Here is a 26,171-nt window from a genome sequence, read left to right as displayed (position 1 = left end):
CATCCGCAGCGGCGCAACGGCGTCCGAATGGCGCATGACGACAGGAGCACGATGACCGAACGCAACTGGGCCGGCAACCTCGCCTACGGCGCGCGCCGCTTCGCGAGGCCGGAGTCGGTCGACGAGCTCGCAGAACTCGTCGCCGCGACCGCCCATGACGGCACCCGCATGCGCGCCCTCGGCTCGCGGCACTCGTTCAACCGCATCGCCGACACCGAAGGGCTCGCGATCGAGACGGGCGGCCTGCCCGCGCTGGTCGAGCTCGACGAGGGTGCCCGCACGGTGCGCGTCTCGGCCGGCCTCCGCTACGGCGAGCTCGCCGAGGCGCTCGAGCGCGACGGATGGGCGCTCGCGAACCTCGCGTCCCTGCCGCACATCTCGGTGGGCGGCGCCGTCGCGACCGGCACCCACGGCTCGGGCGACGCGCTCGGCTCGCTGGCCGCGGCCGTCGCGGCGCTCGAGCTCGTCACGGCCGACGGCTCGCTGCGCGTGCTCCGCCGGGGCGACCCCGACTTCGACGGCGCGGTGGTCGCGCTCGGCGCGCTCGGCGTCGTCACGGCGCTCGAGCTCGACGTCGAGCCGACCTACGAGGTCGCGCAGTCGGTCTTCGAGCGCCTCCCGCTCGACGCGGTGCTGGCCGACCTCGACGCCGTCACGGGACTTGCGGCGTCGACCAGCCTGTTCACGACCTGGCGCGACCCCGACGTCATCGACCAGCTCTGGCTCAAGCGACGGGCGGATGCCGCGGCATCCGACGCCGTTCCGGCCGCCCTCGCGGCGATGGGGGCGAGCGCGTCGACCGTGAAGCGGCATCCGCTGCCGGACTTCTCGGCCGAGCACTGCACCGAGCAGCTCGGCATGCCGGGGCCGTGGTTCGAGCGGCTGCCGCACTTCAAGCTTGCGTTCACGCCGTCGAACGGCGACGAGCTGCAGTCGGAGTTCCTCGTGCCGAGGGCGCGCGCGGCCGAGGCGCTGCGCGTCGTGCGGTCGCTCGCGACATCCATCGCGCCGCTGCTGCAGGTGTGCGAGATCCGCACGGTCGCCGCCGACGAGCTGTGGCTGTCGGCCGCGTACGGGCGCGAGACCGTGGGCATCCACTTCACCTGGCTTCCCGACCAGCCCGCGGTCGAGGCGCTGCTGCCGACCCTGCAGGCCGCGCTCGCGCCGCTCGAGGCGCGTCCGCACTGGGGCAAGCTCTTCGACGTCGCCGAGGCGGCCGAGCGGATGCCGCAGCTCTACCCCCGATGGCACGACTTCGCCGGGCTGCGGGCGAGCCTCGATCCCGAGGGCGTGTTCCGCAACGAGCTCCTCGAACGCCTCGGGCTCTGACCCCGGCGTGCTGACCCGTCGCTGCGAAGCGCGCCGGGTGCGTCGGGCACGCCCCGCGGGCTATCCGCCGGCGAACGGCGGGAGGATGTCGACGCGTTCGGAGAGCGTCGCGGCGGGGTCGCGCTCGACCCGCCCGTCGACGAGGAACGACCCCGATCGCAGCACGCGCTCCATGGGTGCGCCGTAGCGGGCGAGGAGCAGGTCGCGCAGGTCGCCGACCGTCGGCGAGCCCTCGAGCTCGAGCAACTCCTCCTCGCGTGCGGCCGCGTCGGCGGCGGCGGCGAAGTAGCGGACGGTCACGGCGGTCATGGCTTCGATGCTAACCCGCGCGCGACGGCCGTCCGACCGGCCCCGGGCCGCGCGCTGCGTGCGAGGATGGCAGCATGGATCCGGTGTCGCCGCCACAGGCCGTCGTGCGTCCGGGCCCGCTCGTGGAGCCCGGCCCGCCGCTCACGGCCGAGCGCGTCTCGCGCTTCAGCCGGCAGCTCATGCTGCCCGGGTTCGGCGAGCCCGCCCAGCGTCGCCTCGGCGCGGCGCGCGTGCTCGTCATCGGTGCCGGCGGCCTCGGCAGCGCCCTCGTGCCGTACCTCGCCGGCAGCGGCGTCGGCACCATCGGCATCGCCGACGACGACACCGTCGAGCTGTCGAACCTGCACCGCCAGGTCAGCCACGGCGTCGCCGACGTCGGCCGCGCGAAGGTCGACTCGCTCGCCGACACGGTCGCGGCGATCGATCCCGAGTGCCGCGTCGTGCGCCACCGGGAGCGCCTGAGCTCGGCGAACCTCCTCGACCTGCTCGCCGAATACGACCTGCTCGTCGACGGGAGCGACAACTTCCCGACCAGGTACCTGGCGAACGATGCGTCCCTGCTCGCCGGCATCCCACTGGTCTGGGGCTCGATCCTGCGCTTCCACGGGCAGGTCGGCGTCTCGTGGCGCGAGTTCGGGCCGACCTACCGCGACCTGTTCCCCGTGCCGCCGTCGCCCGACGAGGTGCTCTCCTGCGAGCAGGGCGGCGTGCTGCCGAGCATCTGCGCGCTCGTCGGCGCGCTCATGGCGACCGAGGTCGTGAAGATCGTGACCGGCGTCGGCGAGCCGCTCCTCGGCCGGGTCACGACCGTCGACACACTCTCGGGCCGCTCGCGCGAGATCACGTACCAGGCCATCGCGGATGCCCCCGAGATCACGTCGCTCATCGACTACGAAGTGTTCTGCGGGCTGGCCCCCGCCGACGGCGCCGTCGCTGACGAGGCGCGCGCCGTGCCGCAGGGCGTGACCGCCGCCGAGGTGCTCGCCCGGGTCAGGGGCGGCGAGTCGCTGCACCTCCTCGACGTGCGCGAGCCGGCCGAGGCGGCGCTGCGCCGCATCGCGGGCAGCGAGCTGCTGCCCCTCGGCGACCTCGTCGCGGGGGCCGAACCCCGACCCGGCGACGCCCCGCTCGTGGTGTACTGCGAGCAGGACCTGCGCTCGCGCCGCGCGGCCCGGCTGCTGCTCGAACGGGGTCACGACGACGTCGTGTTCCTCGTCGGCGGCATCGATCGCTTCGCGAGCGTCGCCAACGACCTCGTGCAGCGCTGACCCGCCCGCCGCGCCCAGACCGCAGACCCGACAGGCCCGCCAGGCCCGGCCGCCCGTTCCGCAACCCGGAGGACCGCATGCGTCACACGCCCCACTACCTCATGACCGATCCCGACGAGGTGAAGCGCCTGATCCGGGCCAACGCCTGGGCGACGTTCGTCTCGCCCGCGAGCACTGGCCTCGTGGCATCGCACTACCCGGCGATCCTCGACGAGGAGGCCGACGGCATCACGATCATCAGCCATTTCGGACGGCCCGACGAGGTGCTGCACGAGCTCGGCGAGCATGAGGTCCTCGTGATCATCCAGGGTCCGCACGACTACGTCTCGCCGAGCTGGTACGCCCCTGGCGAGGTGGTCCCGACCTGGAATCACGTCACCGCGCACCTGTACGGGACGCCCGAGATCCTGGGCGACGAGGAGAACTACGCGATGCTCGCGAGGCTCACCGACCACTTCGAGGACCACCGGCCCGAGGGTCGCCACCTGCACGAGGACGAGGCCGGCACCCGGCGACTCGCGAAGGGGACCGTCGGCCTGCGCATGCGGGTCGATCGCTTCGACGCCCGCGCGAAGCTCAGCCAGAACAAGGCGCCGGATGTCGCGGCGAACGTGATCGCCCGCCTCGACGCGAGCAACCCCGGCCTCGCCGAGGAGATGCGCCGCGTGCACCCGCCTCAGCCGCCGATGTAGCTCATCTCGACCTTGGGCCGGGCCGCACGCAGCTCGGGCGTGAGCGTCGCGCGCACCTCGGAGTAGCGGTCGTCGCGCGCGCCCCAGATGGCGCCCATGGCGTCGGCGAGGCCGGCGTCGTCGATGCCGCCGCGGAGCAGGGCCCGCAGGTCGTGGCCCTCCGAGGCGAACAGGCACGTGAAGAGGCGACCCTCGGTCGAGATGCGGGCGCGATTGCAGGTGCCGCAGAAGGCCTGGGTGACGCTCGAGATGACGCCGATCTCGCCCTCGCCGTCGGCGTAGCGCCAGCGCGCGGCCGTCTCCCCGGGCGCGGTCGCGCCGACCGGCTCGAGCGGCATCCACTCGCCGATGCGCTCGACGATCTCGCGCGAGGGAACGACCTCGCCGAGCTCCCATCCGTTGGACGTGCCGACGTCCATGTACTCGATGAAGCGCAGCGTGGAGGCGGTGCCCTTGAAGTGCTGGGCCATCGGCAGGATCTCGTGGTCGTTGAGGCCGCGCTTGACGACCATGTTGACCTTCACCGGGCCGAGGCCGGCGTCGTGCGCGGCCTGGATGCCGTCGAGCACGCGGCCGACCGGGAACCGCACGTCGTTCATGGCCTGGAAGAGCTCGTCGTCGAGGGAGTCGAGCGAGACCGTGACCCGGGTGAGCCCCGCGGCCTTCAGCGACGCGGCCTTCATCGCGAGCGCCGAGCCGTTGGTCGTGAGGGCGATCTCGAGCGGGCGGCCGTCTGGCGTGCGCAGTTCGGCGAGCCGGGCGATGAGCTCCTCGAGTCCGCGTCGGAGCAGCGGCTCGCCGCCGGTGAGGCGCAGCTTCTCGACCCCGTGGGCGGCTGCGACGCGGGCGATGCGCGTGATCTCCTCGAAGCTCAGCAGCTCGTCGCGGTCGAGGAACGCGTAGTCGCGACCGAACACCTCCTTGGGCATGCAGTACACGCAGCGGAAGTTGCAGCGGTCGGTCACCGAGATGCGCAGATCGCGCAGGGGGCGACCGCGCTGGTCGGCCAGGTTCCCGGTCGACGGGAGGCGACGGGCGCCGGATGCCGCGGGGACGGGGATCCGCGACGAGGTCGGGGTCGCAGCGGGCACGGGCATGCCGAGGCGCACCGGCGCGGTGGCCGGCGTCATCGACTCGTGCGTCATCTCGACCCCTCTCGTGGCGTCAACGCTAACACCGCGAGCCTCGATCCCTGCCGAAAAGAATTTCGCAAGCCGGAAACAACATTCCGAAAAGGTGTAGCGAAGGAGGATTTCCGCTGTTAGGGTCGAACCCGCAGTCACCGGCCCCACGAAGGTCCGAACGCCTGCGCACCCACTCACTGACGAAGACCCCCGCCGGATCGAAGAGGATCCACCCGACAGAGGATCCGCCCGTACACGGGACCCGACGATCGCGGCGAGACAGCAAGGAAGCTCGACTCACCATGGACACGTTCGCCAGCACCGCACAGCCCATCCTCCCGAACGGGGCCGCCTCCGACGCGGCATCCGGAGCAGCTCCCGACGAAACCTCGGTCGCGGCATCCGACGAGGCGCAGGTCGCCGCGTCGTACCTCGCACGGGCCGTCGCCCTCGCCACGCAGAACGTGCGCGAGAACGGGGGACCGTTCGGCGCCATCGTCGTCACCGCAGACGGCAGCGTCTACGAGGGCGTCAACCGCGTCACCGCGAACCTCGACCCGACCGCGCACGCGGAGGTCTCGGCCATCCGCAACGCGTGCCAGGGCCAGGGCACGTTCGACCTCAGCGGCGCGACGCTGTACACGAGCTGCGAACCGTGCCCCATGTGCCTCGCCTCGTCGCTCTGGGCCCGCATCGACCGCGTGTACTTCGCGGCGAACCGTGACGACGCGGCGGATGCGGGCTTCGACGACGCCGTCTTCTACCGCTACTTCGAGGGCGGCCCCGAAGACCGGGCGATCATGCCGGTCGCGAACATCGACCTCGGCGCCGATCAGCGCGTGGCTCCCTTCACCGAGTGGAACAGCACCATCTCTCGTATCGACTACTGAGCAGGAGATCCACCAGTGTCACAATCGACCACCGTCCGCGAAGATGCGGGCACCCCCGAACCCGAGGCGCCGCCGACGATCAAGGGCGGTCTCGACCGCTTCTTCGAGATCACCGGGCGCGGCTCGACGTTCGGCCGTGAGATCCGTGGCGGCATCGTCACGTTCGTCACGATGGCCTACATCGTCATCCTCAACCCGCTGATCATCGGCAACGCCCCCGACGTCACCGGGCACGTGCTGGACCCGGCGCAGGTCGGAGCGGCCACTGGACTGACCGCGGGCCTCATGACCATCGTCTTCGGCATCGTGGCACGCCTGCCGTTCGCGATCGCCGCGGGCCTCGGCATCAACTCGTTCCTCGCGGTCTCCGTCGTCGGCAACGTCACCTGGCAGGAGGCCATGGGACTCGTCGTCATCAACGGCGTCATCATCGTGCTGCTCGGGGCGACCGGAGCGCGCACGGCGATCTTCCGCGCGGTGCCGAAGGCCCTGAAGGCTGCGATCACGGTCGGCATCGGCCTGTTCATCGCGTTCATCGGCTTCGTCGACAGCGGGTTCGTGAACCGCACCCCGGCCGGACCGCCGGTGCAGCTCGGCGATGCGGGCTCGATCACGTCGGTCCCGACCGCGATCTTCCTCCTCGGCGTGGTGCTCATCGGCATCCTCGTGGCCCGCAAGGTGCCGGGCGGCATCCTGATCGGCATCGTGGCGACCACGATCGTCGCGATCATCGCCCAGTCGATCCTGAAGCTCGGCCCGAGCTTCGAGGACCCGAACGGATGGCACATGACCATCCCCGAGCTGCCGACGCAGATCTTCACGGTGCCCGACTTCGGCCTCGTCGGCCAGTTCGACCTGTTCGGCGCCTTCGAGCGCATCGGCGCACTGTCGGCGACGATGCTCGTGTTCACGCTCGTGTTCACGAACTTCTTCGACGCCATGGGCACCATGACGGGGCTCGCGAAGAACGCCGGCGTCGCGCACAAGGACGGCACGTTCCCGCGCCTGCGTTCGGCCTTCATCGTCGAGGGCACCGGCGCGATCGTCGGCGGCATGACCTCGACGTCGTCGAACACGGTGTTCGTCGACAGCGCGTCGGGCATCGGCGAGGGCGCTCGCACGGGCCTCGCCTCGGTCGTGACCGGCCTGCTGTTCTTCGCCTCGACCTTCCTCACGCCGCTCACGCTCGTGGTGCCGATCGAGGTCGGGTCCGCCGCCCTCGTGGTCGTCGGTGCGATGATGATGGCCCAGGTGCGCGAGATCGACTTCCGCAAGTTCTCGATCGCGCTCCCGGCGTTCCTCACCATCGTGACGATGCCGCTCACCTACTCGATCGCGAACGGCATCGGGGTCGGGTTCATCACGTGGGCGCTCATCAACGCCGCGTCCGGCCGCGGTCGCAAGGTGCACTGGCTGCTCTGGGTCGTCGCCGCCGGCTTCGCGCTCTACTTCGTGCGCGGGCCCATCGAGTCGATCATCGCCGCCGCCGGGTAGCACTCGCACTCCGAGACGTCGGAGCCGCCCACGGTCCCGACGACGCGACCGTGACGACGCCCCGCATCCGCTCAGCACGAGCGGGTGCGGGGCGTTCCGCATGTCGCGGCGCGCTGTCGCGGGGGTTCGGATGCCGCGAGGCGGGCGGATGTCGCGGGGGAGCGGATGCCGCGGGCGAGCGGATGTCGCGGGCGAGCGGATGCCGCGGGCGAGCGGATGCCGCGCGATTCGCCTCAGCCGCGGCCGACGAACGGCATGCCGGCCGCCGTGACCGTGAGGCGCGGAACGCTCACGCCGAGCGGCAGGTTCGCCACGTGCACGACGAGGGCCGCGAGCGGACCCGCCTCCATCGTGGGCTCCACGCGGCGGCTCCCGTCGGCCTGCAGGGCCCCGTCGCCGACGACGCCGTCGAGCAGTCCGGTGCGGACGTTGCCGATGTCGACCTGCGTGCAGGTGATCGCGTGGGGCCGGCCGTCGAGCTCGATCGACTTCGAGAGGCCGGTGATCGCGTGCTTGGTGGTCGTGTAGGCGACCGACCTCGGGCGCGGCGACTCGGCCGAGATCGAGGCGTTGTTCACGATGCGCCCGCCCGCGGGCTCCTGCGAGCGCATCTGCCGGAAGGCGGCGCCCGCGCAGAGCACAGCACCCGTGACGTTGACGGCGAGCACGGCCTGCCAGTCACTGGGATCGAGCTCGCCGACATCCGCCGTCGGGCCGAAGGAACCGGCGTTGTTGACGAGCAGGTCGAGGCGGCCGAACCTCGCGACGTGCGCGGCCAGGAGCGCGTCGACGCTCGCCGCATCCGTCACGTCGGCGACGACGACGAGCGCGTTGTGGTGGCCGCCGTGGTGCACGCCCGGATGGCCGGCGTGCGGGCCAGGATGGGGGCGCGGCGGCGCGATGCCCGTGTCGACCGTCGCGGCTTCGACGAGCGAGGTGCGGGTCCGGCCAGCGAGGGTGACGCCCCAGCCGTCGGCGAGGAGGGCGCGGGCGATCGCCCGGCCGATGCCGGTGCCGGCGCCCGTGACGATCGCAGCGCGCGCGGTCACGTCGCGACCGACGTGACGCGGGTCGCAGGCGTGGAGGTCGCGGTCGTGGCCTCGGGCGTCGCTGCTCCAGGAATCGCGACCTCGGGCGCCGCCTCGGCGGCCTCGGCGGGCGCGGTCGCCTGCGCCTCCTCGATGAGCTGCAGCATCCGCGCCGCCACGCTCACCGCGATGACCGCGGGCGCCTTGCCCGCGACCTCGGGGATGCCGATGGGCGTCGTGACGCGGGTGAGCGCGGCCTCGTCGTGGCCGAGGTCGAGGAGCTGCGTGCGGAACCGCGCCCACTTCGAGGACGAGCCGATGAGCCCGATCGAGCCGAGGCCCGCGGTGCGCAGCGCGGTCTCGGTGATCGCCAGGTCCTCCACGTGGTCGTGGGTCATGATGAGCACGTGCGCGCCGGGCTCGAGCTGCCCGAGCACGGCCTCGGGCACGGGCGCGTGGTGCACGTGCACGGTCGCCACGGCGTCGGCGAGCGGACCGTCGACGCCCGGCGTGCCGAGTCGCTCCGGCGCGAGCATGTCGGCGCGCGAGTCGACGAGGTGCAGGTCGAGCTCGTGGCGGGCGAGGATGCGCACGAGTTCGAGGCCCACGTGGCCGATGCCGAACACCGCGACCGACGGCACGACCCGAACCGGTTCGAGCAGCATCGTGACCTCTCCTCCGCAGCACTGCACACCGTACTCGGTCGTGGCCTTGTCGCTGAGCTTCAGCGTCAGCAGTTCGGGTTCCGCCGCACCGGACTCGAGCATGTCGCGCGCGCGCCGCACGGCGGTGGCCTCGAGGTTGCCGCCGCCGACGGTGCCGAAGAGCTCCGCCGGGGCGACGACCATCTTGGCGCCGCCGTTGCGCGGCGCGTGGCCGCGCACCATGGCGAGGGTCACGACGACCGCGGGCGTGCGCTCGTCGCGCAGGCGCCGCAGGGCGTCGAGCCAGTCCATGGTGCGCGCGACCATCAGGCGTCGACCGTCTGCAGGGGCGCGGATGCCCCGCCCTCGGCGTCCGCTGCGGCATCCGCCGGGACGTCGGCCGCGGCATCCGCCGTCGTGAGGGCCGATGCCGTCGCGACCGAGGCGTCGAGGTCGGATGCCGCGGCGCGGGCCGACTCGACGGCCCAGAAGACCGCCTCGGGCGTCGAGGGGGAGCCGAGCTCGACGCTGTGGCCCACGGGGCCGAACGCGCCGACCGCCTCGCGGAGCGCCTCGCGTGCGCTGAAGGCGAGCATGAACGGCGGCTCGCCGACGGCCTTGGAACCGTAGACGGCGCCGGACTCCGTGGCGCGCTCGAAGAGGCGGACGTTGAACTCCTCGGGCATCTCCGAGAAGCTCGGCAGCTTGTACGTGCTCGCCGACTGCGTCTGCAGCCGGCCGCGGTGCGGGCCGTCGGTCTCGTCCCAGCGCAGCTCCTCGAGGGTCAGCCAGCCGAGGCCCTGCACGTAGGCGCCCTCGACCTGGCCGATGTCGATCATCGGGGAGAGCGAGTCGCCGACGTCGTGCACGATGTCGACGCGGCGCACGCGGTAGGCGCCCGTGAAGCCGTCGACCTCGACCTCGGTCGCGGCGCAGCCGAAGGCGAAGTACTTGAACGGCGAGCCCTGCATGATCTCGGGGTTCCAGTGCAGGCCCTCGGTGCGGTAGTAGCCGGCGGCCCAGAGCTGCACGCGCTGCAGGTAGGCGGCCTCCACGACCTCGGCGAACGGCAGGCGCTCGGGCTTGCCGAGTCCGGTGACGGAGCCGCCCTCGAAGCGCACGTCGCGTTCGTCGACGCCGAGGAGGCGCCCGGCGACCTTCGCGATGCGCTCGCGGATCTGCTCGCAGGCGTTCTTCACGGCACCGCCGTTGAGGTCGGCGCCCGAGGATGCCGCCGTCGCGGACGTGTTCGGCACCTTGTCGGTGCGCGTGGGGGCGAGGCGCACCTGGTGCAGCTCGAGCCCGAGCGCGGTGGCCGCGACCTGCAGCATCTTCGTGTGCAGGCCCTGGCCCATCTCGGTGCCGCCGTGGTTGATGAGCACCGAGCCGTCTTTATAGACGTGCACGAGGGCGCCGGCCTGGTTGAACGCGGCGAAGTTGAACGAGATGCCGAACTTCACGGGCGTGATCGCGAGCCCGCGCTTGACGTCGGGGTGCGCCGCGTTGAACGCGTCGATCCCGGCATGGCGGGCGGCGAAGTCGCTCTCGGCGAGCAGCTCGCTCCAGATCGCGTCGATGCGCTCGGCGTCCTTCACGACCTGGCCGTAGGGCGTGGCCTGCCCAGGCCGGTAGAAGTTCCGTCGGCGGAGGTCTGCGGGCTCGAGTCCGAGCTGCGGTGCGACGCGGCCGAGGATGTCCTCGATCAGGAAGACGCCCTGCGGCCCGCCGAATCCGCGGAACGCGGTCTGCGACGTCTTGTTCGTCTTCGCGATGCGCCCGTCGGCGTGCACGTTCGGGATCCAGTACGCGTTGTCGATGTGGCAGAGCGCGCGGCCGAGCACGGGCTCGGAGAGGTCGATGCTCCATCCGCCGTCGGCCGTGAGCATGGCCTCGAGGGCCTGGATGCGGCCGTCGGCGGCGAACCCCGCCTTCCAGCTGATGTGGAACGGGTGCCGCTTGCCGGTCATCGTGATGTCCTGCGTGCGGTTCAGCCGCAGGCGCACGGGGCGCCCGGTGAGCTTCGCGCCGAGCGCGGCGATGGCCGCGAACCCGTGCGGCTGCATCTCCTTGCCGCCGAACGCGCCGCCCATGCGGAGCGACTGCACGGTGACCTCGTTGCTCGGGATGCCGAGCACGTGCGCGACGATCTCCTGCGTTTCGGAGGGGTGCTGCGTCGAGCACTGCACGAAGTACTGGCCCTCGGAGTCGCGGATCGCGAACGACGCCTGCGTCTCGAGGTAGAAGTGCTCCTGGCCGCCGAACTCGCTGACGCCCTCGAACACCCGGTCGGATGCCGCCATGGCCGTCGCCGCGTCGCCGCGGACGACCGTGCGGGCGATGCCCTGGAACGACCCGGCGGCGATGGCGTCCTGCACGGAGACGTACGACGGGAGGGGCTCGTACTCGACGCGCACGGCCTCGGCGCCGAGGCGCGCGGCCTCCTGCGTCTCGCCGAGCACCCAGACGAGCGCGTGGCCGTGGAACATGGCCTCGCTCGGGAACAGCGGCTCGTCGTGCTTGATGCCGGCGTCGTTGATGCCGGGCACGTCGGCGGCGGTGAGCACGCGCACGACGCCGGGCACGTCGTAGGCCGGGGCGACGTCGATCTCGACCCGAGCGTGCGCGTTCGTCGACTGCACGGGCCACGCCGTGAGCGTGCCGACGGTCTGCGCGGCGAGGTCGTCGGTGTACATCGCGGCACCGGTCACGTGCAGCTTCGCGCTCTCGTGGGCGGCACGGAGGCCGACGACGGGGTTGGCGGGTCGTTCGGCGAGGGTGCTCATGCCGAGACCTCCTTCGATTCGATGACGGTCGCGCTGTAGAGCTTCAGCAACGAGGTGCCGAGCATGAGCGAGCGGTACTCCGAGCTCGCGCGGTGGTCGGACATGGGCGTGCCCTCGGCGCGGAGCACGGCGGAGGCCGCGCGCACGGTCGCGATGCTCCACGGCCGGCCGATGAGCGCGGCCTCGGTGGCGAGGGCGCGGAGCGGGGTCGCGGCGACGCCGCCGAGGCCGATGCGGGCATCCGTCACCACCCCGTCGCGGATGTCGAGGGCGAACGCGATGGCGACGCTGGAGATGTCGTCGAACCGGCGCTTGGAGATCTTGTGGAACGCGGTGACCTCGGCGAGCGGCAGCGGGATGCGGATGGCGCGGATCAGTTCGTTGCCCGCCCGCACCGTCTGGCGGTAGCCGGTGAAGTACTCGGCGAGGTCGACCTCGCGCTCGCCGTCGACCGACGCGAGCACGACGCTCGCGCCGAGCGCGAGGAGCGCCGGCGGGGTGTCGCCGATGGGGGATCCGGTGCCGAGGTTGCCGCCGATCGTGCCGCGGTTGCGGATCAGTCGGGAGGCGAACTGCGGGAACAGCTTGGCGAGCAGCGGCACGCCGCCGTCGAGGCGCTGCTCGATCTCGCTGAGGGAGAGCGAAGCGCCGATCTCGATGACGTCGTCGCCGACGGTGAGCGTGCGGAGCTCGTCGAGCTGCTCGATCGCGACGACGAGCGGGGCACGGCGGCCGCGGAGGTTCACCTCGACGCCCCAGTCGGTGGACCCCGCGACGAGCACGGCGGTCGGGTCCTCGTCGAGGATGCGCATCGTCTCGGCGAGGGTCGCGGGGCGCACGAAGCGGCTGCCGTCGACGTCGACGTCGGTGGGCACGGGTGCGGGCGCTGGCCGCGAACGCCGCTCGGCGAGTTCGTCGCCCGCTTCGGGGAAGCCGAGCGCGTAGGCGGCGTCCCGGATCGGGCGATACCCGGTGCAGCGGCAGAGGTTGCCGCTCAGGGCGTGCAGGTCGAATCCGTTCGGCCCGTGCTCGGCGTCGTGCCCGTCGTGCGCACCGTCTGCGGGGCAGCCGTCGTCGTGGCCCGAGGTCGCCGTCGCGGCATGCGCCGGCGTTCGATCCTCGCGGTAGTACTCGCCGGCCATGCTGCAGGCGAAGCCGGGGGTGCAGTAGCCGCACTGGGACCCGCCGGCCTCGGCGAGCTCGGCCTGCACGGGGTGGAGGTGCTCGGGGTCCCCGAGGCCCTCGGCCGTGACGATCTCCTGCCCGTTCAGGGCGGCGACGGGCACGAGGCAGGCGTTCACCGGGGTCCAGGCGGTGCCGCCGTCGGCGGTGGGGGTCGCGAGCAGCATCGCGCAGGCGCCGCACTCGCCCTCGGCGCAGCCCTCCTTGCTGCCGGGAAGCCCGGTCTCGCGGAGCCAGTCGAGGGCGGTCGTATGGGTGGGCGTTGCGTTCAACGGGCGAGCGACACCGTTGACGGTGACGACGATGTCTGGCATCGGATCTCCTCGGATTCGGCGTCAGCAGCGACGCCTGCGGCACCGGGGCCCCGATGGCCCCACCTCGCGCCGCGCCTGCCTCGGGCAGTCATCTCGATGATACTGCGTCCGCAACAGGAAGTTCTTGCGCTCCGAAATCAGGATTCCGTAGAGCGGATATACGGCGACTCAGGTCGTGAGCCACCGGAGCACCGGCACGTGGTGCAGCAGGCGGGCGAGCCGGCCAGGATCCCGTCGAGCGGGCATGTGGATGTCGGGATCGATCACGTTGGAGGCCGTGAACGCGTAGGGGCGGGCGACGCCCGCGGTCTCCTGGCGGTGGTGGGACATGTCTCGCTCCTCTCCGATGAGGTGATTCCGACAGACGGAATCTATTTTCTGAACTACGGAAAGCGTAGGCGACGACCTGCGAGTCGTCAAGGGTGCGCGACGAGCGGATGCCGCGGTGCATCATCGTCTGGACGGGTCGGCGAAGCGCCGCCGGGCGAGCCTTCGGCGGGAGGGAGATGGCGTGGGTCAGGCCGTGACGGCCGCGATCTCCTGGACGACCTCCCGCAGCACGGGGATGGCGCGCGCCGCGAACGCCTCGTCGACGCGGGCGACGGGGCCCGAGACCGACACGGCCGTCGGCACCGGGGCGCCCGGCACGGTCATGGCGTAGCAGCGCACGCCGATCTCCTGCTCGCCGTCGTCGATGGCGTAGCCGCGCTCGCGGCTGAGGTGCAGGTCGTCGAGGAGCGCGTCGAGCGAGTCGATCGAGTGCTCCGTGGTCTTCGGCAGTCCGGTGCGCGCGACGATGTCGCGGACGACGTCGTCGTCGAACTGGGAGAGGATCGCCTTGCCGACGCCGGTGTTGTGCAGGCCCGAGCGGCGGCCCACCTCGGTGAACATGCGCATGGCGTGCGGCGACGGGGCCTGCGAGACGTAGATGACCTGGTCGCCGTCGATCGTGGCGAGGTTGGCGGTCTCGCCGAGGCGAGCGACGAGGTCCTTAAGCTGCGGCTTCGCGAGCTGGCCGAACTGGCGGTTCGCGACCTCGCCCAGGCGCACCAGTCGGGGGCCGAGCGCGTAGCGGCGGTTGGCGAGCTGGCGCGCGTAGCCCAGCGAGACGAGCGTGCGGAGCAGCCGGTGGATCGTCGGCAGCGGGAGCTCGGCCATGGTCGAGAGCTCGCTCAGGGTGACGTCGCCGCCGGCGTCGGCGATGAGTTCGAGGAGGTCGAAGACTCGGGCGACGGATTTGACGCCTTCGGTCGGGCTGTCCGCCATCCGTGCTTCTCCAGTTCGGGGTGTGCGGCACGCGATATCCGCATCGCGGAAACATGCCGGGGTTCAGCCAAGATACCGCACGCCGTGGCGGCCACCATGGATATTCGCCGTGCGGGGTTGTGTTTCCGAATTGCAGAGAATAATGTCCATCATACGAAAACTTGTCCCAAGGGTTTTCACGACCGCGGGTGGCCCTGCCATCCGGGAAGGATGTTTCGATGGCGAACCCGAGTCCCGGCTATTCCATCCAGCTGCGCGTCGAGGCGCCTGCGGGCGTCACGGCGACGAGCGAGCTCGTCGTCACGGTCGCCGATGCGGGCGCCGTGGTCACCGCCGTCGACGTGAGCGAGTCCACGGGCGATCGCGTGCTCGTCGACCTCACCTGCTACGCCGTCAGCGCCGAGCACGCGTCGCAGGTCGCCGAGGCGCTCGCCGCCCGCGACGGCGTCGTCGTGCACGACGTCGCCGACCGCACCTTCCGACTCCACGCCGGCGGCAAGCTCGAGATCGTGCCGAAGACCCCGCTGCGCAACCGCGACGACCTCTCCCGGGCCTACACCCCGGGCGTCGCCCGGGTCTGCCTCGCCATCGCCGAGCAGCCCGCCGACGCCCGCCGGCTCACGGTCAAGGGCAACACCATCGCCGTCGTCACCGACGGCTCGGCCGTGCTCGGCCTCGGCAACATCGGCGCCCTGGCGTCGATCCCGGTCATGGAGGGCAAGGCCGCCCTCTTCAAGCAGTTCGCCGACGTCGACGCCTGGCCGGTCGCCCTGGACACGCAGGACACCGAGGAGATCATCCGCATCGTCAAGGCCCTCGCGCCCGTGTACGGCGGCATCAACCTCGAGGACATCGCGGCGCCGCGCTGCTTCGAGATCGAGCGTCGCCTCCGCGAGGAGCTCGACATCCCCGTCTTCCACGACGACCAGCACGGCACCGCGATCGTGACGCTGGCCGCGCTCGTGAACGCCCTCCGGCTCGTGGGCAAGCGCCTCTCCGACGTGCGCATCGTCGTCTCGGGCGTCGGCGCGGCCGGGTCCGCGATCATCCAGCTGCTCGTCGCCGAGGGCGCGCGCGACATCGTCGCCTGCAGCCGCACCGGCGCGATCCACCGCGGCGAGACCTACGACGACCCCCACCGCACCTGGATCGCCGAGCACACCAACCTGCAGGGCGTGCACGGCACGCTCGCCGAGGTGCTCGTCGGCGCCGACGTCTTCATCGGCGTGAGCGCCCCGAACCTGCTCGGCGAGGCCGAGATCGCCTCGATGGCCGAGGACTCGATCGTGTTCGCCATGGCGAATCCCGACCCCGAGGTCGACCCGGTGCTCGCAGCCCGGCACGCGGCCGTCGTCGCGACGGGCCGCAGCGACTTCCCGAACCAGATCAACAACGTGCTCGCATTCCCCGGGTTCTTCCGCGGCCTCCTCGATGCCGGAGCCGTCGACATCACGCCCGACATGCTCGTCGCGGCCGCCGAGGCGATCGCCTCGTGCGTCCGCGAGGAGGAGCTGAACGCGAGCTACATCATCCCGAGCGTGTTCGACCCGGACGTCGCCCGGGTCGTCGCCGAGGCGGTCGCCGCCGCCGCGCACCGCACCGCACTCGTACAGGAGGAATCCGCAGCATGACCACCCCAGCCGTCAAGGACGCGTCCGTCGGCGCCGTGCCCGTCGTCGAGATCACCCGGGAGTCGGGCATCACGGGCGCCGACGAGATCCTCACCCCCGAGGCGCTCGCCTTCGTCGCCGAGCTGCACCGCCGCTTCGCCGGCACGCGCGACGGGCTCCTCGCCGAGCGGCGGGAGAAGCGCGAGCGCATCGCCCGCGGCGGCACGCTCGACTTCCTGCCCGAGACGCGGGAGGTGCGCGAGGGCGACTGGCTCGTGGCATCCGCCCCCGACGCCCTGCTCGACCGACGGGTCGAGATCACGGGGCCGGCCGCCCCGCCGAAGATGGCGATCAACGCCCTGAACTCGGGCGCGCGCGTCTGGCTCGCCGACCTCGAGGACGCCACGAGCCCCACGTGGGACAACGTCGTCGGCGGCGTCAAGAACCTCCGCGACGCCGCGCTCGGCACGCTCGCCTACACGTCGCCCGCGGGCAAGCCCTACGCGCTCCGCACCGACGTGCGCCGCCCGACGGTCGTCACCCGGCCCCGCGGCTGGCACCTGCCCGAGCGGCACCTGCTCATCGACGGCGAGCCGGCCGTCGGCGCGCTCGTCGACTTCGGCCTGCACGTCTTCCACACCGCGAAGCTGCTCATCGCGAACGGCCACGGCCCGTACTACTACCTGCCCAAGCTCGAGAGCCACGTCGAGGCGCGGCTCTGGAACGACGTGTTCGTCTTCGCGCAGGAGGCCCTGGGCATCGAGCGGGGAACCATCCGGGCGACCGTGCTCATCGAGACCATCCCGGCCGCGTTCGAGATGGAGGAGATCCTCTTCGAGCTGCGCGAGCACGCCTCGGGCCTGAACGCCGGGCGCTGGGACTACCTCTTCAGCATGATCAAGGTGTTCCGCGACGCGGGCGAGGCCTTCGTGCTGCCCGACCGCGCCTCGGTCGCGATGACCGCGCCGTTCATGCGCGCGTACACCGAGCTGCTCGTGAAGACCTGCCATCGTCGCGGCGCCGCCGCGATGGGCGGCATGGCCGCGGTCGTGCCGAACCGCAACGACCTCGAGGTCACCGCGGCCGCGTTCGAGAAGGTGCGCGCCGACAAGACGCGCGAGGCGGACGACGGGTTCGACGGCTCCTGGGTCGCCCACCCCGACCTCGTGCCCGTGTGCCGCGAGGTGTTCGACGCCGTGCTCGGCGACCGGCCGAACCAGTTCGAGCGGCAGCGGCCCGAGGTCGAGGTCACGGCCGCGCAACTGCTCGACGTGGCATCCGCCGGTGGCGAGGTCACCGAGGCCGGGCTGCACGCGAACCTCTACGTCGCCGTCGCGTACACGGCCGTGTGGCTCTCGGGCAACGGCGCCGTCGCGATCCACAACCTCATGGAGGATGCCGCGACCGCCGAGATCTCGCGCTCGCAGGTGTGGCAGCAGCTGCGCAACGGCGTGGTCTTCGCCGACACGGGACGGCGGATCTCGCCCGAACTCGTGCGCACCGCACTCGACGAGGAGGTCGGGCGCCTGCGCGGCGAGGTCGACCCCGCGCTGTTCGTGCGCTGCTACGAGCCCGCGGCCGCGCTCATCGCCGACATCTGCCTCTCCGAGGAATACGTCGATTTCCTCACACTGCCCGCCTACGAACTGCTGGACTAGGGGCATGCCGAACGTCTTCACCGCCGCAGACCTCGATCGCATCGACGCCGGGCTCCGCGCCACCGACGACCTGCTCGCCACGGCGTACCCGGGCGACGACGGCTCGCGCCAGCCCGTGCACACCGTGTACGTCCCCGCCGATCGGTTCGCGCCCGACCTGCCCGCGCGGTGGGGGCGGGACGCGATCGACGCCGTCGACGCCGCGGGCGGTCTCGCGGCGCTCGCCGAGCGCGTGGGCATCCCGTCCGAGGTCGCCGACGACGTCGTGCCGCGCGTCGCGGCCAAGCTCGAGCGCGAGCCCATCGAGGACCTGCGCCTCGACTTCGAGGACGGCTACGGCGACCGGGGCGACGAGGCCGAAGACGCGGATGCCGCGCTCGCGGCCGCGCGCGTCGCCGACGCCGTCGAGGCCGGCGTCGCCCCGCCGTTCATCGGCATCCGCTTCAAGTGCCTCGAGGCGCCGACGAGGCGCCGCGCCCTGCGCACCCTCGACCGCTTCGTCGGCGGGCTCGTCGAGCGCGGCGGGCTGCCCGACGGGCTCGTGCTGACGCTGCCCAAGGTCACGACGGTCGCGCAGGTCGAGGCGATGGCGGATGCCGCGGCCACCCTCGAACGCGCGCACGGCCTGGCCGACGGCCGCCTGCGCTTCGAGGTGCAGGTGGAGTCGCCGCAGCTCGTGCTCGGCGCCGACGGACGCTCGCCGGTCGCGCAGCTGCCGCTCGCCGCCCCCGGCCGCATCAGCGCGCTGCACTACGGCACGTACGACTACAGCGCCTCACTCGCTATCGCCGCGCGCCACCAGTCGATGGAGCACCCCGTGGCCGACCTCGCGAAGGGCGTCATGCAGCTCGCGGTGGCAGGCACCGGCATCCGGCTCTCCGACGGCTCGACGAACATCCTGCCGATCGGCGACCGCACCGAGGAGGCGTGGGCGCTGCACGCGCGGCTCGTGCGCCGCTCCCTCGAGCGCGGGTACTACCAGGGCTGGGACCTGCACGCCCACCAGCTGCCAACACGGTACCTCGCGACGTTCGCGTTCTACCGCGAGGCGTACCCCGAGGCATCCGCCCGCCTGCGCGCCTACCTCGAGCGCACGCCGGGCGCCGTGCTCGACGAGCCCGCGACGGCCCGCGCGCTCGCCGACGTCGTGCTGCGCGGCGTCGCGTGCGGTGCGATCACGACCGACGAGGTCGCCGCCGACATCGGCATCGACCGCCGGGCCCTCGTCGGGCTCGCCCACCCGCGTCTCGCGGCGGACCCCGCCGCGGACCCCGTCGCCGGATGACGCCGGCCCGCGGCATCCGACTCCCGCCACCGTCCGACCGAGGTCGGCCCGCTCGAACAGGAACATCGATGAGCTATTACACCCCCGAAGGCGGGCTGCCGCCCCAGACCGACCTGCTGACCGACCGCGCCGTCGTCAAGGAGGCGTACACCGTCATCCCGAAGGGCGTGCTGCGCGACATCGTGACGAGCAACCTTCCGGGCTTCGAGAAGACCCGCTCGTGGATCATCGCCAGGCCCATCGCGGGGTTCGCGACCACGTTCGCGCAGCTGATCGTCGAGATCTCGCCCGGCGGCGGGGCCACCCGGCCCGAGCCCGAGGCGGGCGTCGAGGGCGTGGTATTCGTGACGACCGGCGAGCTCGCGCTGACGCTCGACGGGAGCGAGCACGTGCTGGAGGCCGGGGGATACGCCTACGTCGCGGCCGGGGCGTCGTGGTCGCTCGAGAACCGGGGCTCCGAGATCACGGGCTTCCACTGGATCCGCAAGGCGTACGAGCCGGTCGACGGCATCGCTCCGCCCGCCTCCTTCGTCACCCGCGACCAGGACGTCGCGCCGCGCGAGATGCCCGGCACGAACGGGGCCTGGGCGACGACGCGCTTCGCCGACCCCGACGACCTCGCGCACGACATGCACGTGAACATCGTGACCTTCCAGCCGGGCGGCGTGATCCCGTTCGCCGAGACGCACGTCATGGAGCACGGCCTGTTCGTGCTCGAGGGCAAGGCCGTCTATCGGCTGAACGACGACTGGGTCGAGGTCGAGGCGGGCGACTTCATGTGGTTGCGCGCGTTCTGCCCGCAGGCTTGCTACGCGGGGGGCCCGGGCCCGTTCCGGTACCTCCTGTACAAGGACGTCAACCGGCAGATCCGGCTGACGTAGGCGCGTTCCTCGGGGAGTCCGCTCCGCGAGGTGCGCGTCTCGGCGCCCGGCGATCCATGGGACATCGCCGGGCGCTTCGTCGTGCCCGCGAGGGCACCGCCGGCTCCGGGACATCCGTTGGCGAAGTGGTTGACGGGTGCCCGATCGTCGCTTACGCTTTTCACACAGCGGTAGGTAACTTCCGCAATACGAAATACAGACGCAAGACCACGAACCAGCACTGACGCTCGGACCCCGGGCGCACTCTCCGAAAGGCCCCGAGATGACGTACACGGTGAACTGCTCGATCCTCCTCACCGAGCTGCCGCTCCTCGAACGTCCCGCGGCCGCCGCGGCTGCCGGCTTCGGCGCCGTCGAGTTCTGGTGGCCCTTCGCCGAGTCGGTCCCGGCCGACCGCGACGTCGACGCGTTCATCGCGGCCGTCCGCGACGCCGGCGTGCAGCTCACCGGACTCAACTTCAACGCGGGCGACATGCCCGGCGGCGATCGCGGCCTCGTCTCGTGGCCCGCACGGGCCGCGGAATTCCGCGACAACGTCGACGTCGTCGCGGGCATCGGCCGCGAGCTCGGCACGCGCGGCTTCAACGCCCTCTACGGCAACCGCATCGACGGCGTCGACCCGGCCGAGCAGGACGCGGTCGCCATCGAGAACCTCGCGGCGGCCGCGGCGGGCGTCGCCGCCATCGGCGGCACCGTGCTCGTCGAGCCCGTGAGCGGCGCGGCGCGCTACCCGCTGCGCACCGCGGCCGACGCGCTCCGCGTCATCGACGGCGTCCGCGCCGCATCGGGTGCCGACAACGTCAAGCTCCTCGCCGACTTCTACCACCTGGCCGTGAACGGCGACGACGTGGCATCCGTCATCGAGTCCCACGCGGGAGGCTTCGGCCACATCCAGATCGCCGACGACCCCGGTCGTGGCGCGCCCGGCACCGGCACCCTCCCGCTCGACGCGTGGATCGCCCGCAGCCGCGAACTCGGCTACGCCGGCCCCATCGGCCTCGAGTACAAGGCCCCCATCGACACCGCGTTCGCGTGGCTCGCCGCAGAACCCGCGGCCGCCGGCGCCGACGCCCGCTGAGCGCCACCGCGCCACGGAATCCGGCCGGCCGCACCAGGACCCCTGCACGGCCCGCCGTCCCCACCACGCCTCACGATCCGCAAAGGACCACAGCATGACGAACATCGCAGTCATCGGACTCGGCATCATGGGCCTGCCCATGGCCCGAAACCTGCTGAAGGCCGGCCACGTCGTCGCCGGCTACAACCGCTCGGCCGAGCGCATCGAGCAGCTCGTCGCCGAGGGCGGCCGCGGCGCGACGAGCGTCGCCGATGCCGTCGCCGACGCCGACGTCATCATCACGATGGTGCCCGACTCGCCCGACGTGGCCGCGGTCGCCGGCGGCGACGAGGGACTCATCGCCAACGCGAAACCCGGCGCCGTCTGGATCGACGCGTCGAGCATCCGACCGGATGTCGCGCAGCAGGTCGCCGCCGACGCCCGCGCCGCGGGCCTCCGCCCCCTCGACGCCCCCGTCTCGGGCGGCGAGCAGGGCGCGATCGACGGCGTGCTCTCGATCATGGTCGGCGGCGAGGCATCCGACTTCGAGGCCGCACTGCCCGTGCTGCAGGCGGTCGGCAGGACCATCGTGCACGTCGGACCCTCGGGTGCGGGCCAGACCGTGAAGGCGGCCAACCAGCTCATCGTCGCGGTCAACATCCAGGCGCTCGCCGAGGCGATCCTCTTCCTCGAGGCCTACGGCGTCGACACGGATGCCGCGCTGCGGGTGCTCGGCGGCGGGCTCGCGGGCTCGAAGGTGCTCGACCAGAAGGGGCAGAAGATGCTCGACCGCGACTTCACGCCCGGGTTCCGCCTCGCCCTGCACAGCAAGGACCTCGGCATCGTCACGGGCGCCGCCCGCGAGGCCGGCATCGTCGTGCCGCTCGGTGCGCACGTCGCACAACTCGTCGGCTCGACCGTCGCCCGCGGCGACGGCGGCCTCGACCACTCCGGACTCTTCAAGCTCACCCTCGCCGCCGCAGGCCGCGAGTAACCGAAGGACAACTCCCATGACTCGCATGCGTACCGTCGACGCCGCCGTGCTGATCCTCGAGAAGGAGGGCGCCACCGAGGCGTTCGGCCTTCCCGGCGCCGCCATCAACCCGTTCTACTCCGCGATGCGCGCCCACGGCGGCATCCGGCACACCCTCGCCCGCCACGTCGAGGGCGCCTCGCACATGGCCGACGGCTACTCGCGCTCGGCCGACGGCAACATCGGCATCTGCATCGGCACGTCGGGCCCCGCAGGCACCGACATGATCACCGGGCTCTACGCGGCCATGGCCGACTCGATCCCGATCCTCTGCATCACGGGTCAGGCGCCCGTCGCGAAGCTCCACAAGGAGGACTTCCAGGCGGTCGACATCCAGTCGATCGCGAAGCCGCTGACGAAGATGGCGATGACCGTGCTCGAGCCGGCGCAGGTTCCCGGCGCGTTCCAGCAGGCGTTCCAGCTCATGCGCACGGGGCGGCCCGGCCCGGTGCTGCTCGACCTGCCGATCGACGTGCAGATGACCGAGATCGAGTTCGACATCGACACGTACGAGCCGCTGCCCGTCGCCAAGCCCGCGGCCACGCGCGCGCAGGCCGCGAAGGCGCTCGACCTGCTGACCGCCTCCGAGCGCCCGCTCATCGTCGCCGGCGGCGGCATCATCAACGCGGGCGCGTCGGCGCAGCTCGTCGAACTCGCCGAGCTGCTCGGCGTGCCGGTCGTGCCGACGCTCATGGGCTGGGGCACCATCCCCGACGACCATCGCCTCGCGGCCGGCATGGTCGGCCTGCAGACCTCGCACCGCTACGGCAACGAGACGTTCCTCGCGTCCGACTTCGTGATCGGCATCGGCAACCGCTGGGCGAACCGCCACACGGGCGGGCTCGACACCTACCGGCGCGGCCGCACCTTCGTGCACGTCGACATCGAGCCCACGCAGATCGGACGCGTGTTCGCGCCCGACTACGGCATCGTGTCGGATGCCGCGGCCGCCCTCGACGCGCTCCTCGCCGTGGCTCGTGAGCGGGCAGCGGCCGGCGACCTGCCCGACTACTCGGCCTGGGCCGACGAGGTGCGCGATCGCAAGGCGCGCCTGCAGCGCAAGACGCACTTCGAGAACGTGCCGATCAAGCCGCAGCGCGTCTACGAGGAGATGAACCGCGCGTTCGGCGCCGACACCACCTACGTCACGACCATCGGCCTCTCGCAGATCGCGGGAGCCCAGATGCTGCACGTGTTCGGCCCGCGCAAGTGGATCAACGCCGGCCAGGCCGGGCCGCTCGGTTGGACGGGACCCGCGGCGCTCGGCGTCGTGCGCGCCAAGCCGGGGGAGCGGGTCGTCGCCCTCTCGGGAGACTACGACTTCCAGTTCATGATCGAGGAGCTCGCGGTCGGTGCGCAATTCAACCTGCCGTACCTCCACGTCGTCGTGAACAACAGCTATCTTGGGCTCATCCGGCAGTCCCAGCGCGGCTTCGAGATGGATTACCACGTGTCCCTCGCCTTCGACAACATCAACTCGACCCAGGTCGAGGGCAGTCCCGGTCAGGGCTACGGCGTCGACCATGTCAAGGTCGCCGAGGGGCTCGGCTGCAAGGCCGTGCGCGTCGAACGGCCCGAAGACCTGGGCGCCGCGTTCGCCGAGGCGGCCGCCCTCCTCGAGGAGCATCGCGTGCCCGTCGTCGTCGAGGTCATCCTCGAGCGCGTCACGAACATCTCGATGGGCGTCGAGATCGACGGCGTCAACGAGTTCGAGGAGATCGCCGCCTCGCCTGAAGACGCGCCGACCGCGATCCTGTCGCTGCAGCGGGCCTAGCATGCGCGTCATCGTCGCTTCCGACAAGTTCAAGGGGTCGCTGACGGCCTCCGAGGTGGCGCTCCGCGTCGCCGCGGGGCTGCGGTCGGCCGACCCCTCGATCGACGTGGTGTCGGTGCCGGTCGCCGACGGCGGCGAGGGCACGCTCGAGGCCGCGGTCGCGGCCGGCTTCGACCGTCGCACGGCGGTCGTGGCCGGCCCGACCAGTGCGCCCGTCGAGGCCGCGTTCGCCGTTCGCGGCGAGGTCGCGGTCGTCGAGTTGGCGCAGGCCTCCGGTCTCGACGTGCTGCCGGGCGGCGTGCCCGATCCGCTCGGCGCCACCAGCTTCGGCACCGGCGAGCTCATTCTGGCCGCGCTCGATGCCGGATGCCGCGAGCTCGTGCTCGGCATCGGCGGCAGCGCCTCGACCGACGGCGGCGCCGGGCTGCTGGTCGCCCTCGGCTCCCGGCTGCTCGATGCCGACGGCGTCGACCTGCCACTCGGCGGCGGTGCGCTCGCGGGCCTCGCCTCGATCGACCTCGCGGGCCTCGACCCGCGGCTCGCGGCCGCGCACGTCGTGCTCGCGAGCGACGTCGACAACCCGCTGCTCGGTCCCACCGGCGCGGCCGCGGTGTTCGGTCCGCAGAAGGGCGCGGGCGACGCCGACGTCGCCGTGCTCGACGCCGCGCTCGCGCGTTTCGTCGAGGTGCTCGCTACGACGGATGCCGCACTGCCGGTGCCCGCGCGGACCGCCGCCGTCGCGGCGGGTGCGGGTGCGGCCGGCGGCGTCGGGTTCGCCGCGCTCGCGGTGCTCGGCGCGGAGCGCCGGCCCGGCATCGACGTCGTCATCGCCCTCACCGGGCTCGCCGACGCGCTTCGGGGTGCCGACGCCGTCATCACGGGCGAGGGCAGCCTCGACGCGCAGAGCCTCATGGGCAAGACCCCGATCGGCGTCGCCCGCGCGGCGGCCGAGGCGGGCGTGCCCGTCTACGCCGTCTGCGGCCGAACCACGCTCGACGCGTCCGACCTGCTCGCGGCCGGGTTCGCCGGCGTGCACCAGCTGCTCGACCTCGAACCCGACGAGGGGCGGGCCATGACGCACGCGCCGCAGTTGCTCGAGCGCCTCGCCGCCGAACTCGGCGGGCGCATCGCGCACGACCTCGCCGCGGCATCCGCACCGTTCGACCTGGTCGTGCGCGGCGAGCGCGTGCTCGTCGACGGCGAGTTCGCACCCCGCGAGGTCGGGGTCCGCGACGGCGTCGTGGCCCGCATCGCACCGCTCGGCGCGGGCCTCGCGGCGGCGGAGGTCGTCGACCTGGCCCCCGACGAGGTGCTGCTGCCGGGTCTCGTCGACACGCACGTGCACGTCAACGAACCCGGCCGCACCGACTGGGAGGGGTTCGCCTCGGCCACGCGCGCCGCGGCCGCGGGCGGCGTCACGACGATCGTCGACATGCCGCTGAACAGCGTGCCGCCGACCGTCTCGCTCGAAGCCCTCGAGACGAAGCGCGCCGCCGCCGACGGGCGCGTGTTCGTCGACGTCGGGTTCTGGGGCGGCGTCGTGCCGGGCAACCTCGAGCACCTCGCGCCGCTCGTCGACGAGGGCGTGTTCGGGTTCAAGTGCTTCCTGCTGCACTCGGGCGTCGACGAGTTCCCGGCGGTCACCGCAGACGAGATGGAGGGGGCGATGCGGGTCATCGCCGCATCCGACTCGATGCTCATCGTGCACGCCGAGGACGCGCACCTCATCGACGAGGCGCCGCACCCGCACAGCGTCGAGTACGCCGACTTCCTCGCGTCGCGCCCGCGCGCGGCCGAGGACGCGGCGATCGCCGACGTCATCGAGCGGGCCCGGCGCACGGGAGCACGCGCGCACATCCTGCACCTGAGTTCGGGCGACTCGCTCGGGCGCATCGCCGCCGCTCGTCGCGAGGGTCTCGAGATCAGCGTCGAGACGTGCCCGCACTACCTGACCCTCACCGCCGAGGAGATCCCCCAGGGCGCCACCGCGTTCAAGTGCTGCCCGCCGATCCGCGAGGCGGGCAACCGCGACGCGCTCTGGCAGGGCCTCGAACGCGGGGACATCGACTTCGTCGTCACCGACCACTCGCCCGCGACACCCGCGCTGAAGTTCGCGGGCGACGGAGACTTCGTCGAGGCGTGGGGCGGCATCGCCTCCCTGCAACTCGGACTCCCGGTCGTCTGGACCGAGGCACGTCGCCGCGGCATCCCGCTCACCCGCGTGGTCGAGTGGATGTCCGAGGCGCCGGCCCGTCGCGTGGGGCTCACGACGAAGGGGAGGGTCGCCGTGGGGGCCGACGCCGACTTCGCCGTGTTCGCCCCCGACGCGCGCTTCACCGTGGATGCCCGTGCCCTCGAGCACCGGCACCCGGTGACGCCGTACGACGGGCGCGAGCTCACGGGGGTGGTGCGCCGGACGTTCCTGGCCGGCGCGCCGATCGACCGCGAGCACGCACGCGGCAGGCTGCTGCGAAGGGGTCGCGCAGCCGCCGCCCGCGCGTCGGAGCCGGGTCGACGCCCGGCTCCGACCGCGACATCCGACGACCCGAC

At 72.3% G+C, this 26,171-nt stretch carries 19 protein-coding genes and 3 pseudogenes; 14 read left to right on the top strand and 8 right to left on the bottom strand.

Translation table 11 applies throughout. The annotated features are described in order from the left end of the window. The first annotated feature begins 51 nt into the window (after positions 1–51). Positions 52–1,329: an FAD-binding protein gene (locus ACR3IO_RS05445; protein ID WP_434070154.1), complete on the top strand. Its 1,278-nt coding sequence runs from the start codon at positions 52–54 to the stop codon at positions 1,327–1,329. 60 nt (positions 1,330–1,389) lie between these two features. Here ACR3IO_RS05445 and ACR3IO_RS05440 read toward each other — a convergent pair whose 3' ends face one another. After that, complete coding sequence (locus ACR3IO_RS05440) at positions 1,390–1,638, bottom strand: MoaD/ThiS family protein (RefSeq protein ID WP_434070153.1); 249 nt, start codon at positions 1,636–1,638, stop codon at positions 1,390–1,392. 74 nt (positions 1,639–1,712) lie between these two features. Here ACR3IO_RS05440 and ACR3IO_RS05435 point away from each other — a divergent pair, with 74 nt between their 5' ends. Together ACR3IO_RS05435 and ACR3IO_RS05430 are read left to right on the top strand one after the other, a co-directional pair. After that, positions 1,713–2,906, top strand: coding sequence for a ThiF family adenylyltransferase (locus tag ACR3IO_RS05435; protein WP_434070152.1), 1,194 nt, complete (start codon positions 1,713–1,715; stop codon positions 2,904–2,906). A gap of 77 nt (positions 2,907–2,983) precedes the next feature. Next, positions 2,984–3,598: an FMN-binding negative transcriptional regulator gene (locus ACR3IO_RS05430; RefSeq protein WP_434070151.1), complete on the top strand. Its 615-nt coding sequence runs from the start codon at positions 2,984–2,986 to the stop codon at positions 3,596–3,598. Here the strand turns inward: ACR3IO_RS05430 and moaA are convergent. Further along, complete coding sequence (gene moaA / locus ACR3IO_RS05425; RefSeq protein WP_434070150.1) at positions 3,583–4,743, bottom strand: GTP 3',8-cyclase MoaA; 1,161 nt, start codon at positions 4,741–4,743, stop codon at positions 3,583–3,585. The two genes, ACR3IO_RS05430 and moaA, sit on opposite strands and share 16 nt — an antisense overlap. A 281-nt stretch (positions 4,744–5,024) precedes the next feature. Between moaA and ACR3IO_RS05420 the strand changes: the two genes are divergently transcribed. Together ACR3IO_RS05420 and ACR3IO_RS05415 are read left to right on the top strand one after the other, a co-directional pair. Further along, positions 5,025–5,612, top strand: a complete 588-nt coding sequence (locus ACR3IO_RS05420) for a nucleoside deaminase (protein ID WP_434070149.1) — start codon at positions 5,025–5,027, stop codon at positions 5,610–5,612. Positions 5,613–5,627: 15 nt separating this feature from the next. Beyond that, positions 5,628–7,106, top strand: a complete 1,479-nt coding sequence (locus tag ACR3IO_RS05415) for an NCS2 family permease (RefSeq protein ID WP_434070148.1) — start codon at positions 5,628–5,630, stop codon at positions 7,104–7,106. A 233-nt stretch (positions 7,107–7,339) separates the two neighbouring features. Here ACR3IO_RS05415 and ACR3IO_RS05410 read toward each other — a convergent pair whose 3' ends face one another. The 6 genes from ACR3IO_RS05410 to ACR3IO_RS05385 form a co-directional block, all read right to left on the bottom strand. Then, positions 7,340–8,155, bottom strand: a complete 816-nt coding sequence (locus tag ACR3IO_RS05410; RefSeq protein WP_434070147.1) for an SDR family oxidoreductase — start codon at positions 8,153–8,155, stop codon at positions 7,340–7,342. Continuing rightward, positions 8,152–9,105: a xanthine dehydrogenase accessory protein XdhC gene (gene xdhC, locus ACR3IO_RS05405; protein WP_434070146.1), complete on the bottom strand. Its 954-nt coding sequence runs from the start codon at positions 9,103–9,105 to the stop codon at positions 8,152–8,154. The genes ACR3IO_RS05410 and xdhC overlap by 4 nt, the downstream gene beginning before the upstream one ends. After that, complete coding sequence (gene xdhB / locus ACR3IO_RS05400) at positions 9,105–11,561, bottom strand: xanthine dehydrogenase molybdopterin binding subunit (RefSeq protein ID WP_434070145.1); 2,457 nt, start codon at positions 11,559–11,561, stop codon at positions 9,105–9,107. Before xdhB ends, xdhC begins: the two co-directional genes overlap by 1 nt. After that, a complete protein-coding gene (locus ACR3IO_RS05395; RefSeq protein WP_434070144.1) occupies positions 11,558–13,057 on the bottom strand; it encodes a xanthine dehydrogenase small subunit in 1,500 nt (499 codons plus the stop codon). The genes xdhB and ACR3IO_RS05395 overlap by 4 nt, the downstream gene beginning before the upstream one ends. Positions 13,058–13,225: 168 nt before the next feature. Next, entirely contained in the window at positions 13,226–13,387 is a 162-nt protein-coding gene (locus ACR3IO_RS05390) for a hypothetical protein (protein WP_434070143.1), read from the bottom strand. Between the two features lie 186 nt (positions 13,388–13,573). Further along, a complete protein-coding gene (locus ACR3IO_RS05385) occupies positions 13,574–14,323 on the bottom strand; it encodes an IclR family transcriptional regulator (RefSeq protein WP_434070142.1) in 750 nt (249 codons plus the stop codon). Between the two features lie 218 nt (positions 14,324–14,541). Between ACR3IO_RS05385 and ACR3IO_RS05380 the strand changes: the two genes are divergently transcribed. From ACR3IO_RS05380 to allB, 9 genes and pseudogenes are all read left to right on the top strand, one after another. Next, positions 14,542–15,954, top strand: coding sequence for an NAD-dependent malic enzyme (locus ACR3IO_RS05380; RefSeq protein WP_434070141.1), 1,413 nt, complete (start codon positions 14,542–14,544; stop codon positions 15,952–15,954). Further along, positions 15,951–17,591: a malate synthase A gene (gene aceB, locus ACR3IO_RS05375; protein WP_434070140.1), complete on the top strand. Its 1,641-nt coding sequence runs from the start codon at positions 15,951–15,953 to the stop codon at positions 17,589–17,591. The genes ACR3IO_RS05380 and aceB overlap by 4 nt, the downstream gene beginning before the upstream one ends. A 4-nt stretch (positions 17,592–17,595) precedes the next feature. Continuing rightward, positions 17,596–18,876 (top strand): DUF6986 family protein, encoded by a 1,281-nt coding sequence (locus ACR3IO_RS05370; RefSeq protein WP_434070139.1) that lies wholly within the window; start codon positions 17,596–17,598, stop codon positions 18,874–18,876. Positions 18,877–18,944: 68 nt separating this feature from the next. Further along, entirely contained in the window at positions 18,945–19,757 is an 813-nt protein-coding gene (locus tag ACR3IO_RS05365) for a bifunctional allantoicase/(S)-ureidoglycine aminohydrolase (protein WP_434070138.1), read from the top strand. 262 nt (positions 19,758–20,019) lie between these two features. After that, positions 20,020–20,772, top strand: a pseudogene (locus ACR3IO_RS05360) (hydroxypyruvate isomerase family protein); the annotation flags it as partial. After that, entirely contained in the window at positions 20,672–21,808 is a 1,137-nt protein-coding gene (locus ACR3IO_RS05355; protein WP_434070137.1) for a 2-hydroxy-3-oxopropionate reductase, read from the top strand. The pseudogene ACR3IO_RS05360 and the gene ACR3IO_RS05355, both read left to right, overlap by 101 nt. 16 nt (positions 21,809–21,824) lie before the next feature. Continuing rightward, the gene (gcl, locus tag ACR3IO_RS05350) at positions 21,825–23,621 is read left to right on the top strand and encodes a glyoxylate carboligase (protein WP_434070136.1); all 1,797 of its coding nucleotides are present in this window, start codon (positions 21,825–21,827) and stop codon (positions 23,619–23,621) included. Between the two features lies 1 nt (position 23,622). Continuing rightward, positions 23,623–24,768: pseudogene (locus tag ACR3IO_RS05345) on the top strand (glycerate kinase); the annotation flags it as partial. Continuing rightward, positions 24,748–26,100: pseudogene (allB, locus tag ACR3IO_RS05340) on the top strand (allantoinase AllB); the annotation flags it as partial. The pseudogenes ACR3IO_RS05345 and allB, both read left to right, overlap by 21 nt. Positions 26,101–26,171 lie beyond the last annotated feature (71 nt).

This window comes from Agromyces sp. Marseille-Q5079, from assembly GCF_051016555.1.
Taxonomy (GTDB): Bacteria; Actinomycetota; Actinomycetes; order Actinomycetales; family Microbacteriaceae; genus Agromyces.
The sequence above is the reverse complement of the archived record's forward strand: the minus strand, read 5'-3'. Positions and strand labels throughout refer to the sequence as shown.

Excerpts from the sequence above, each read along its gene's own strand:
- ACR3IO_RS05445 (WP_434070154.1), top strand. The coding sequence starts at position 52 with ATGACCGAACGCAACTGGGCCGGCAACCTCGCCTACGGCGCGCGCCGC.
- ACR3IO_RS05440 (WP_434070153.1), bottom strand. The coding sequence starts at position 1,638 with ATGACCGCCGTGACCGTCCGCTACTTCGCCGCCGCCGCCGACGCGGCC.
- ACR3IO_RS05435 (WP_434070152.1), top strand. The coding sequence starts at position 1,713 with ATGGATCCGGTGTCGCCGCCACAGGCCGTCGTGCGTCCGGGCCCGCTC.
- ACR3IO_RS05430 (WP_434070151.1), top strand. The coding sequence starts at position 2,984 with ATGCGTCACACGCCCCACTACCTCATGACCGATCCCGACGAGGTGAAG.
- moaA (WP_434070150.1), bottom strand. The coding sequence starts at position 4,743 with ATGACGCACGAGTCGATGACGCCGGCCACCGCGCCGGTGCGCCTCGGC.
- ACR3IO_RS05420 (WP_434070149.1), top strand. The coding sequence starts at position 5,025 with ATGGACACGTTCGCCAGCACCGCACAGCCCATCCTCCCGAACGGGGCC.
- xdhC (WP_434070146.1), bottom strand. The coding sequence starts at position 9,105 with ATGGTCGCGCGCACCATGGACTGGCTCGACGCCCTGCGGCGCCTGCGC.
- xdhB (WP_434070145.1), bottom strand. The coding sequence starts at position 11,561 with ATGAGCACCCTCGCCGAACGACCCGCCAACCCCGTCGTCGGCCTCCGT.
- ACR3IO_RS05395 (WP_434070144.1), bottom strand. The coding sequence starts at position 13,057 with ATGCCAGACATCGTCGTCACCGTCAACGGTGTCGCTCGCCCGTTGAAC.
- ACR3IO_RS05390 (WP_434070143.1), bottom strand. The coding sequence starts at position 13,387 with ATGTCCCACCACCGCCAGGAGACCGCGGGCGTCGCCCGCCCCTACGCG.
- ACR3IO_RS05385 (WP_434070142.1), bottom strand. The coding sequence starts at position 14,323 with ATGGCGGACAGCCCGACCGAAGGCGTCAAATCCGTCGCCCGAGTCTTC.
- ACR3IO_RS05380 (WP_434070141.1), top strand. The coding sequence starts at position 14,542 with ATGGCGAACCCGAGTCCCGGCTATTCCATCCAGCTGCGCGTCGAGGCG.
- aceB (WP_434070140.1), top strand. The coding sequence starts at position 15,951 with ATGACCACCCCAGCCGTCAAGGACGCGTCCGTCGGCGCCGTGCCCGTC.
- ACR3IO_RS05370 (WP_434070139.1), top strand. The coding sequence starts at position 17,596 with ATGCCGAACGTCTTCACCGCCGCAGACCTCGATCGCATCGACGCCGGG.
- ACR3IO_RS05365 (WP_434070138.1), top strand. The coding sequence starts at position 18,945 with ATGAGCTATTACACCCCCGAAGGCGGGCTGCCGCCCCAGACCGACCTG.
- gcl (WP_434070136.1), top strand. The coding sequence starts at position 21,825 with ATGACTCGCATGCGTACCGTCGACGCCGCCGTGCTGATCCTCGAGAAG.